Genomic DNA, 10,728 nt, shown 5'->3' with positions numbered 1-10,728 from the left:
TCCTTGCGGGTTTCGAACTCCATCGCATCCCCTGAGCTGGGGTGTTGCGACGACCACTAGAACGGAAGTGGGTAGGTGGGGCTTGCGGTGGTTGGGGCGTGCCGTTGGCTCAGGAGTTTGGTGCTGCGGCGTCTTGGCTGGTCGCGCTCGCGTGGCGGAGCCGCGTATCGATTTAGTCCCGTGGCCTTGGGTGGGTGGGGTTGCTGTGGGGGCTTGGCTGGCTGTGTCCGCGTGGTGGTGCATGTTGATACGGGCCCGCGTTCCTGGGCAGGTGGGGGCTGCGGTGGGTTGGGATGTGGTGCTGCGTTGTGGCTGGTCGTGCTCGGGTGGTTACCGGTGAGGGGCGGCGGGCCTTTGTGAAGGCCGTTGGGGTGGGGGCCAATCCGGTCAGTCCTGGGCTGCATCGGCGTGAAGCCGTCAATGCTGCCGCCCTGCCTGCCTCGGTGCCCGCGCCGGAGCTTCTGGGGGTGTACGACGACTCCGAGTGGGTTGCCCTCGTTTTCGCCGACGTCGAGGGGCGGCAGCCGTATGTCCCTTGGCGGGCAAGTGAGTTGGGGATCGTTCTTGATGCCGTTCAGGGGCTCAGTCGTACGCTCACTCCCGCGCCCTTCGATGCCCCGGCCGCCGAGATCGCCCTTGCCGGGGGCTTCGACGGGTGGGAGGAACTGCGCGCCGGGGAACGGGATCTCGTACGGGAGCGGCTGGGGGAGCGGACCGCCGGTCAGCTTGATCGGCTTGCCTCGCTCTCCGCGGGGTGGGGGGAGGCCGTGCGGGGGGACACGCTCGCGCATGGGGATCTGCGTGCGGACAATATGTTGCTGACCGGGGGCGGGGGCGGGGTCGTGTTCGTGTTCGTGGACTGGCCGCATGCCGTGCGGGCCGTGCCGTGGTTCGATCTGCTGGTGATGTTGCCGTGTGTGCGGGCGCAGGGTGGGCCGGAGCCGGATGAGGTGTTCCGGGGGCATCCGTTGGGGCGGGATGCTGATCCGGATGCGGTGACGGTTGCTCTTGCGGCGCTTGCCGGGTTCTTTCTGCGCGGGTCGCTGAGGGCTGATCCGCCGGGGTTGCCTACGCTGCGGGCTTTTCAACGGGCCCAGGGGGATGCGGCGTTGGCGTGGTTGCGGGGGCGGGGCTTTTGAGGTGCGGGGGGTGGGTTTCCGAGCTGCGGGAGCGGTGAGGTGTGGGGTGGGTTTCTTGAGCTGCGGGCGCGGATCTTCTGAGGCGGGGCGGGTGGTTTCTGAGCCGGCGGGATCTTCCGGTCTGCGGGCGTGGATCTCTTGAGGCGTGGGCGCGGGGTTTTCTGAGCTGTGGGACTGGATCTTCTGAGGCGCGGGCCCAGATCTTCTGAGCCACGGGCGGGGGCCTCCTGACAGCTCGGGTCCCCGTCGTTTGAGGGCTCAGCCCTCCATCGCCGACGGTTCGTACCCCCCGCCCCTTCAGCCCTCAACCCCTCACCCCCGCCCCTCCAAACCTCAACCCCTCACCGCTTCCACCAACGCCCGCATCACCCGCAGATCATCCCCCATCTCCGGATGCCACTGAACCGCCAACACCCAAGAATCGCCGGGCAGTTCAACCGCCTCCACTGTCCCGTCCGCCGCGTACGCCGATGTCACCAGGCCGGGGGCCAGCCGGTCCACCGCCTGGTGGTGGTGGGTCGGGACACTGAGCGGCTCGGGGGCGATCTTTGCGTAGAGGGTGCCCGGTACGGGGGTGATGTCGTGGTGGCCGAACGTCCCCACGCGCAGGACATGGCCGTCTATGTGCTGGATCAGCGTGCCGCCCAGCGCGACGTTCAGGAGTTGCAGCCCCCGGCAGATCCCGAGCAACGGCACCCCCGCGTCCAACGCCGCCCGGATCAGCGCCAGTTCCCAGGCGTCCCGGACGGGATCGGGGGCGTCCGTACGGGGATCGGGCTCGGCGCCGTACCGGGCCGGGTCGACGTCCAGGCCACCGGAGATCACCAGCGCGTCCAGCCGGGCCACCGCGTCGGCCGCGTACTCCGGGGCATCCGGCGGAAGCATCACCGCGAGCCCCCCGGCCCGCTGCACCAACCTCGGATACTGCACCGGCAGCAACGCAGCCTCAACCTCCCAGGCCCGCCACCGAGTTCCGGCCTCCTGATAGGTACTGATCCCGACCAACGGCCTCTCCGCCACGATCCCTCCCGGGCTAGCAATGGACTCCACGGATACCTTTACACCGGACGACACGATCATGCACCTAGCCTCCAGCGCACGCCAGAGCCGACGACGCGCCTACCTCACCGAGGCTCCCGGCTGACCCCGCTTCCGGCGCACTTTGCCTCCGGCGAACTCCAGGCTTCGACGATGCCTCCGCCTCACGGGCTCACCTTGCCGCCACCTCTGGCTGACCCCGCTTCCCCTGGCTCACCGCAGGCTCCGGTGACGCCCTCGTCGCACAGGCTCGCCTAGCCGATGCTTCTGGCTGACGCCGCTTCCGGTGCACCCCGTCTCTGGTGAACTCCTGGTTCTGGCGATGCCCCGTCTCACGCTCGCCTGACCGATGGTTCTGGCTGACGCCGCTTCGGGCGCACCTTGTCTCCGGCGAGCTTTCGGTCTCGGTGGTGCCTTCGTCGCACAGGCTCATCTCGCGGAGGCCTCCGGCTGACCCCGCTCCCGGTACACCCCGCTCCCGGTACACCCCGCTCCCGGTACACCTTGCTTCCGGCGAACTCCCAGTTTCGGCGACGCCCCACCTCACGCTCGCCTCGCCGCCGCCTCCAGCCCTCACCCGCCTCCGAGCCCCCTAACCTCCGGCTCCCCCCGGGCCCTACCGCCGCCTCCAGCTCACCTCGCCGCGCCTCCAGCTCCCCCCCCGCTTCCGATCCCCCCAACCTCCGACTCACCCCCGCCCCACCAGCGCCTCCGCCCGCCGACCAAACCACACCGCCCCCCACCCCGTGCCGCCCCAGGCGGCGCGATGCCCTCTTCGCCGGTACGAAACCGCACGGCGCAGCCCAACTCCGCGTCCACCTCCACCCCGCCCTTTCAGCCGAGAACCTCCAGCCGAGAACTCCTAGTTGAGAACTTCTCGCTGAGCCCCCCGTCGAGCCCCAGATGAGCCCTCGGCCGAGAAACCCAGCTGAGAAGCCCCACCCGAGCCCCTCCACCCGAGCGCCTTGCCGAGCCCCCCTGGCCAAGCCCTCCCGTCGAGCCCTCTAGCCGAGAACCTCCAGCTTCGAAGCCCCAGCCGAGCCCCCCTTGGCCAAGCCCTTAGCCGAGCCCCCCGTCGAGAACCCCCTTAGTCGAGACGCCCCCTCAGCCAAGCCCTCAGCCGAAACCCCCCTCAGCCGAAACCCCCCTCAGTCGAGCCCTCAGCCGAGACCCCCCTCAGCCGAGCCCCCCTCAACTCAAAAACCCCCGCAACAAAGCCGCCGTCCCCCCGCAATGCTCCCGCATCATCTCCCGAGCCCCATCCGCATCCCCATCCAGCACCGCCTCCACCAACGCCTCATGCTGCCGCTGAGAATGCTCCAAGTTCCGTACCAGCAACGGGATGCAGTCCAGCAGATCGTTCACCTTGGCCCGGACGGACGCGTACTGGGCCGCCAGCGTCGGGGAACCGCTCAGGCCCGCCAGGGTCAAGTGGAGCAGGGTGTCCCGGCGGCGGTAGTCCGACAGCGGGGCATTCTGGGTGCCCGCCAACGCCTCGCGCAGACGGGCCTGTTGAGGGACGCTCAGGCCGTGTGCCGCGCACAGACCCGCCGCCCCCACCTCCAGCACCTCCCGGAACCGCAGCACATCCTCGATGTCGACCTCGGCCGCCCGCCGCCGCAGAGCGTCCTGGTCGCCGGCCGGCGGGAGGACGAACGTGCCGCCGTACCGGCCCCGCCGCGCCTCCACCAGGCCCTGGTCCTGGAGCACCTTCAGAACCTCCCGCAGCGTGACCCGGCTGATGCCGAGACGGTCGGCCAAGTCCCGTTCCGCGGGCAGGCGTTCGCCTGCGGGGACCAGGCCCAGGCGGACCACCTGGAGGACCTGCTCCAGCGCCTCCTCGAAACCGTTCCCGGCCCGCACAGGCCGCAGGACCGGCGTCAACCGGTCGACCAGTGATCTCTCCGCTTCCGGTGACATACGGCCGCACCCCCTTCCCAAACAATGGTTCTCAGTCATACCTTATGGCTCCGGCCGGCCCTGAAGGAGACCTCCGTGTCAGACCGCACAGCCCCGCTCGGTGTCGAGGAACTGCACGCCCTGGTCGCGGGCGGCGAGATCGACACTGTCGTCCTGGCCTTCCCGGACATGCAAGGCCGCCTCCAGGGAAAGCGGTTCGCCGCGCGGTTCTTCCTCGACGAAGTGCTCCGGCACGGCACCGAGGGCTGCAACTACCTCCTCGCCGTCGACCCGGAGATGAACACCGTCGACGGCTACGCCATGTCCTCCTGGGAGAACGGCTACGGCGACTTCGCACTCCGCCCCGACCCCGCCACCCTGCGCCGCATCCCCTGGCACCCCGGCACCGCCCTCCTCATCGCCGACCTCGCCTGGAACGACGACTCCCCGGTCACCGCCGCCCCCCGCCAGATCCTGCGCCGCCAGCTCGACCGGCTCGCCGACCGGGGCTGGACCGCACAGGTCGGCACCGAGCTGGAGTTCATCGTCTTCCGGGACAGTTATGAGCAGGCATGGGACGCCGGGTACCAAGGGCTCACGCCGGTCAACCAGTACAACGTCGACTACTCGATCCTCGGCACCGGCCGCGTCGAACCGCTGCTGCGCCGCATCCGCAACGAGATGGCCGGCGCCGGACTCGTCGTCGAGTCCGCCAAGGGGGAGTGCAACCGCGGGCAGCACGAGATCACCTTCCGCTACGACGACGCCCTCGTCACCTGCGACCAGCACGCCGTCTACAAGACCGGCGCCAAGGAGATCGCCGCCCAGGAAGGCGTCTCGCTCACCTTCATGGCCAAGTACAACGAGCGCGAGGGCAACTCCTGCCATATCCATCTGTCGTTGACCGACCGCGCCGGGGGCAACGTCTTCGCCGAAGAAGTCGAAGCCGAAGTCAAAGCCAAAGCCGAAGCAGGCGGCATGTCCGACGTCATGCGCCACTTCCTCGCCGGACAACTCGCCGCCCTCCGCGACTTCTCCCTCCTCTACGCCCCCAACATCAACAGCTACAAACGCTTCCAGCCCGGCTCCTTCGCCCCCACCGCCGTCGCCTGGGGCCACGACAACCGCACCTGCGCGCTGCGCGTCATAGGGCACGGCCGCTCGATGCGCTTCGAGAACCGGCTGCCCGGCGGCGACGTCAACCCCTACCTGGCCGTCGCCGCACTGATCGCCGCCGGACTCCACGGCGTGGAGCACCAGTTGGAGCTGCCCGAACCCTGCCCCGGCAACGCCTACACCGCCGGCTTCGCCCACGTCCCGTCCACCCTGCGCGAGGCCGCCGACCTCTGGGAGCACAGCCCCATCGCGAAGGCCGCCTTCGGGGACGACGTCGTCGCCCACTACCTCAACATGGCCCGCGTCGAACTCACCGCCTTCGACGCGGCGGTGACCGACTGGGAGCTGCGCCGCTCCTTCGAACGGCTCTGAACACCCCTGAGAACAGCCCTACTTGAAAGGTGACCCCGTGTCTGACCTGGTCGTCCTCAACCCGGCCACCGAGGAGGTCGTGGCGACCGTCCCCGCCGCCGGACCGGCCGACGTGGACGCGGCCGTCGCCCGCGCGAGCCGCGCGCAGGAGAAGTGGGCCGCCCTCGCCCCAGCCGAACGCGCCCGCCTGCTGCGCCGGTTCGCCGGCGTGGTGGACCAACACGTCGAAGAACTCGCCCAGTTGGAGGTCCGCGAGGCCGGACACACCATCGGCAACGCCCGCTGGGAAGCCGGCAACGCCCGCGACCTCCTCGACTACGCGGCAGGCGGCGTCGAGAGACTGACGGGCCGTCAGATCCCGGTCGCGGGCGGCATCGACGTCACCCTCCTCGAACCCCTGGGCGTCGTAGGCGTCATCGCCCCCTGGAACTTCCCGCTGCCCATCGCGGCCTGGGGCTCCTTCCCGGCGCTCGCCGCCGGCAACGCGGTCGTCCTCAAACCCGCCGAGACGACCCCCCTCACCGCTCTCCGCCTCGCTCAACTCGCCCTGGAGGCAGGGCTTCCCGAGCATCTCTTCCAGGTCGTCCCCGGACGCGGCGCCGTCGCGGGCCGCGCGCTCGTCGACCATCCCGGCGTCGCGAAGATCGTCTTCACCGGCTCCACCCGCACCGGCCGCGAAGTCATGGAACGCTGCGCCCAGTTGCTCAAACCGGTCACCCTCGAACTCGGCGGCAAGAGCCCCAACGTCGTCTTCGCCGACGCCGACCTGAAGACCGCCCTCGACCCCTTCTCCTTCCTCGACAACTCGGGCCAGGACTGCTGCGCCCGCACCCGTATCCTCGTCCAGCGCGAGATCTACGACGAGGCCCGCGCCCACCTCGCCGAGGCGCTCGCGGCGGTCGTCGTCGGCGACCCGGCCGACGAGAAGACCCAGATGGGCCCGCTGATCTCACGCCAACAGCTGGACCGGGTACGGTCGTTCGTGCCCGACGACACCCCGGGCACCCTGCGCGGCAGCGCACCCGAAGGACCCGGTTTCTGGTTCCCGCCGACCGTCCTGACCGAGGCGGCCCCCGACTCCGCCGCCGCCCGCGAGGAGATCTTCGGCCCCGTCGCCGTCCTGCTCCCCTTCACCGACGAGGCCGACGCGATCCGCCTCGCCAACGACACCCCCTACGGCCTCTCCGGCTCCCTCTGGACCCGCGACCTCGGCCGCGCCCTGCGCCTGTCCAAGGCCGTCAAGGCGGGCAACCTGTCGGTCAACTCCCATTCCAGCGTGCGCTATTGGACCCCGTTCGGCGGCTACAAGCAGTCCGGGGTCGGCCGCGAACTGGGCCCGGACGCGCTCGCCGCGTTCACCGAGACCAAGAACGTGTTCATCAGCGACGCCGACTGAAGCAGCGAGACCAGCTGAAGCAGCCAGGCCGGCCGGCCGAAGCGTCCGGGCCGGCTGAACCCCCCTCACCACGAAGGAACCCGCCCAGTGACCGACACCCCCGTCTGCCGCCGTCTCGTCGGCCGTACCGCCGTCATCACCGGAGCCGGCAGCGGCATCGGCCTCGCCACCGCCCGTCGGCTCGCCTCCGAAGGGGCGCACGTCGTCTGCGCCGACATCGACGAAAGCAGCGGCAAGGCCGTCGCCGAGGAGGTCGGCGGACTCTTCGTGAAGGTCGACGTGACCGACGCCGAACAGGTCGAGGCCCTCTTCAAGACCGCCTACGACACCTACGGCAGCGTCGACATCGCCTTCAACAACGCCGGTATCTCACCGCCCGACGACGACTCCATCCTGGAGACCGGACTCGACGCCTGGAAACGGGTCCAGGAGGTCAACTTGACCTCCGTGTACCTGTGTTGCAAGGCCGCGCTGCCCTATATGCGCCAGCAGCAGCGGGGTTCGATCATCAACACCGCCTCGTTCGTGGCCCGGATGGGCGCGGCGACCTCGCAGATCTCGTACACGGCGTCCAAGGGCGGCGTCCTCGCCATGTCCCGTGAACTCGGCGTGCAGTTCGCGCGCGAGGGCATCCGCGTGAACGCGCTGTGCCCCGGGCCGGTCAACACCCCACTTCTGCAAGAGCTGTTCGCGAAGGACCCGGAGCGGGCGGCGCGCCGGCTCGTGCACATCCCGCTCGGCCGGTTCGCGGAGGCGGAGGAGATCGCCGCCGCCGTGGCGTTCCTCGCCAGCGACGACTCCTCGTTCGTGAACGCGACCGACTTCCTTGTGGACGGCGGGATTTCGGGCGCGTACGTGACCCCGCTGTAGGCCGTCTACAAGAAGGTGTGCCCCTCGCCGCGATAGGTGGGCACCGTCTCCACGACGGTGTCCCCCTGGACGAGGTGCAACTGCTCGAAGCGCTCGCAGAGTTCACCGGCCTTGGCGTGCCGGAACCACACCTTGTCGCCGATCAGCAGATCGTCGGCGGGGGAGCCGATGAGCGGGGTCTGGACCTCGCCGGGCCCTTCCTGGGGGTCGTACCGAAGCCCTTCGGGAAGGTAGGGAACCGGCAGCCGGTCGGGCCCGGTGGGACCGGAGGCGGGATAGCCGCCGCCGAGCACGGTCACCACCCCCACCCCCGGCCGGCGGACGACGGGCTGGGCGAAGAGGGCGGCCGGACGGCCCCTGAACGACGTGTAGTTGTCGAAGAGACGCGGCACGTACAGCCCCGAACCGGCGGCCACCTCCGTGACCGCGTCCTCGGCGACCGTGCTCTCGACACTGCCGGTGCCGCCGCCGTTGACGTACTCCAGATCCGGTACGACGGCCCGTACCGCGCGCACAACTGCCGCGCGGCGTTCGGCCAGTTCGCGGCGGGCCGTGGTCTGCATCAGCCGGATCGCGCGGGAGCGCAGGGGGCGGCCGGCGACGGAGTCACCGACGCCGGCGATGTGTCCCTCGTAGGCCATGACGCCGACCAGCTTGAAACCCTGACGGGACGTCACGGTCCTTGCCATGTCGGCGAGTTGGGCAGGGTGACGGAGCGGGGAACGCAGGGCGCCCACCCTGATCCGGCCGCCCAATATCTGGAGGGACGTGTCCAACTCCAGGCAGACGCGGATGACTTCGGATCCGCCGCCCCGGGCCGCGTCGATCAGGTCGAGCTGGGCGGGGTCGTCGACCATGACCGTCACGGCGGCGGCCAGTTTGGGGTCGGCGGCGAGTTCGGCGTACCCGGCCCGGTCCGCCGAGGGGTAGGCCAGCAGGATGTCGTCGAATCCGGAGCGGGCCAGCCACAGGGATTCGGCGAGCGTGAAGGACATCAGCCCCCGGAAGCCGTCCTTCGCGAGGACCCGCTCCAGCAGGCTCCGGCAGCGGACGGACTTGCTGGCCACCCGGACCGGCTTCCCCCCTGCCCGGCGCAGCAGGTCGTCCGCGTTGGCGTCGAAGGCGTCCAGATCGACGATCGCGAGGGGGGCGTCCAGATGAGCGGTGGCCCGGTCGTAACGGGCCCGGTCGGCGGCGCGCGCAGTCATGCACGCAGCCTGCCAGACGGGATTACCGCAGGGTAGGGGGACGATACGGGCAGATGCCGCCGGCCTCGGGGACCGGTTCTCCGCACCCCCTCGGCAAGCCGTAGAGTGACGCGCACGCACGGGGACCGGCTCCGCCGGCCGACGCCCCCGCGCGGGTATGCGTAGCGCACGAGGAAACTGGGGGGTGCATTGAGCACGGAAGCACGCCGCCCCTCCAGGCCCGGGAGGAGCGCACCCCTCCCCCCGGAACCCACCTCGACCAGGAACGAGCCTCCGGCCGCACGGGGGGCTGGGGGGCCGATGACCGAGGGGAACGGGACGGACCGGGGGGTTGGGGGGCAGGGGGGAGGGTTTCCGGGGGATGGGGACCAGATGGAGGGGCTCCGGCCGGGGGGTGGGGCCCAGCAGGGGGAGCCTCGGCAGGGTGGGGTCCAGCAGGGAGAGCCCCGGCGGACGGACGGGCCGGAGGGACCCCGGCGGACGGACAGGGCGGAGGAGCCCCGGCGGACGGACAGGGCTGGGGTGGACGGGGCCCAGACGGAGAGGGCTCAGGCAGAGAGGGCCCAGGGGGGCGTGGCGGGGGGCGAGGACTTCGGCGTCTACGGCGACTCCGTCGACCCCGCCGACTTCCCCCCGCCCCCGGCGTCCGCCCGCTTCCCCGATACCCCGCCGCCTGTGGGGCGTCGGCCGAAGGGGCCCCGGTCGGCCGAGGACGAGGTGAAGGCGAGCGTGGTCCGGCCCTTCATGTCGCGTACGGCACCGTCGCGTACGGCTCCGGCGCCGCGTATGCCTCAGCCGCCGCGTACACCTCCGCTCCCCTCGGACGCGGCTCGTCCGCCTGCCCCCGGCGCCGCCTGGACGCCCTTCTCCCGCAGCCGCATGGCCCCGCCGAATCGTCCCTCCACCACAGGAACCCGCCCGAACGGGACGTCCCGCCACGAGGACGCCCCGGCGTGGTCTCCCACGACTCCGGTCCCGGATTTCACGGCACCGCAGCAGACGGTGGGGGCACAGGAGGTACCGCCGCGTCCGCAGTCGGCGCCGGAGTGTGGGGTGCCTGGGGGGCAGGCTCCGGTTACGGCGCAGGGGCCGGCGTCTGGTCGTCCGGCGTCGGAGTACGGGGTGCCTGGGCGGCAGGCTCCGGCTGAGCCGCCACGTCCGGGGCAGGGGCCGATGCCTGGTCGTCCGGCGTCGGAGTACGGGGTATCTGAGCGGCAGACTCCGGCTGAGCCGCCGCGTCCGGCGCAAGCACCGACGTCCGGTCGCCCGGCGCGGGAGTACGGGACACCAGAACGCCAGACTCCGGTCGCACCGCCACGTCCGGCACAGGCACCGGTCACACCACAACGTCCAGCACAGGCACCAGACTTCAGCCGTCCGGCACCGGAGAAGGACCAGCGGCAGAGGGCGGCGCAGGATCAGCCTGGGCGTTCCGACGCCTCCCCGGCCATGCCCCCGCGCCCGGCCCCGCAGGACAGGCCGACGACTCCGGGCCGGCGTTTCGCGGACTCCCCGGCCACACCGCCACGTCCGGCACGGACACCGCACCCCACCCGCCCGCTGCCCGAACAGGACACACCCGCGCGCCCCGCCCCTACCCCGGGCACCCCTTCTCATCCTTCCTCCGGCCCGGCGCCGGAGTACGGGGCACCTGCCCCGGTCACACCCCCGCACCCCAACCGTCCGGCAC

At 71.0% G+C, this 10,728-nt stretch carries 7 protein-coding genes; 4 read left to right on the top strand and 3 right to left on the bottom strand.

What is annotated here, in order from left to right:
* Positions 1-293: 293 nt before the first annotated feature.
* Positions 294-1,139, top strand: a complete 846-nt coding sequence (locus ACYUD3_RS29700) for a phosphotransferase (RefSeq protein WP_470976332.1) — start codon at positions 294-296, stop codon at positions 1,137-1,139.
* 333 nt (positions 1,140-1,472) lie between these two features.
* On the opposite strand, the gene ACYUD3_RS29695 is transcribed toward ACYUD3_RS29700, so the two are convergent.
* Positions 1,473-2,159, bottom strand: a complete 687-nt coding sequence (locus ACYUD3_RS29695; RefSeq protein WP_470976330.1) for a gamma-glutamyl-gamma-aminobutyrate hydrolase family protein — start codon at positions 2,157-2,159, stop codon at positions 1,473-1,475.
* A 1,209-nt stretch (positions 2,160-3,368) separates the two neighbouring features.
* Positions 3,369-4,097, bottom strand: coding sequence for a FadR/GntR family transcriptional regulator (locus ACYUD3_RS29690; RefSeq protein ID WP_470976327.1), 729 nt, complete (start codon positions 4,095-4,097; stop codon positions 3,369-3,371).
* 75 nt (positions 4,098-4,172) lie between these two features.
* On the opposite strand from ACYUD3_RS29690, the gene ACYUD3_RS29685 reads away from it, so the two are divergent.
* From ACYUD3_RS29685 to ACYUD3_RS29675, 3 genes are all read left to right on the top strand, one after another.
* Entirely contained in the window at positions 4,173-5,564 is a 1,392-nt protein-coding gene (locus tag ACYUD3_RS29685; protein WP_470976325.1) for a glutamine synthetase family protein, read from the top strand.
* A 37-nt stretch (positions 5,565-5,601) separates the two neighbouring features.
* Positions 5,602-6,960 (top strand): aldehyde dehydrogenase family protein, encoded by a 1,359-nt coding sequence (locus tag ACYUD3_RS29680; protein WP_470976322.1) that lies wholly within the window; start codon positions 5,602-5,604, stop codon positions 6,958-6,960.
* Between the two features lie 87 nt (positions 6,961-7,047).
* Positions 7,048-7,830, top strand: coding sequence for a 3-oxoacyl-ACP reductase (locus tag ACYUD3_RS29675; RefSeq protein WP_470976320.1), 783 nt, complete (start codon positions 7,048-7,050; stop codon positions 7,828-7,830).
* Between the two features lie 5 nt (positions 7,831-7,835).
* On the opposite strand, the gene ACYUD3_RS29670 is transcribed toward ACYUD3_RS29675, so the two are convergent.
* Positions 7,836-9,038, bottom strand: a complete 1,203-nt coding sequence (locus tag ACYUD3_RS29670) for an amino acid deaminase/aldolase (protein WP_470976318.1) — start codon at positions 9,036-9,038, stop codon at positions 7,836-7,838.
* Positions 9,039-10,728 lie beyond the last annotated feature (1,690 nt).

The organism is Streptomyces sp. AMJ-169, assembly GCF_055597585.1.
The sequence above is the reverse complement of the archived record's forward strand: the minus strand, read 5'-3'. Positions and strand labels throughout refer to the sequence as shown.

Coding starts and splice junctions, on each gene's coding strand:
- ACYUD3_RS29700 (WP_470976332.1), top strand. CDS start 294: ATGTGGTGCTGCGTTGTGGCTGGTCGTGCTCGGGTGGTTACCGGTGAG.
- ACYUD3_RS29690 (WP_470976327.1), bottom strand. CDS start 4,097: ATGTCACCGGAAGCGGAGAGATCACTGGTCGACCGGTTGACGCCGGTC.
- ACYUD3_RS29670 (WP_470976318.1), bottom strand. CDS start 9,038: ATGACTGCGCGCGCCGCCGACCGGGCCCGTTACGACCGGGCCACCGCT.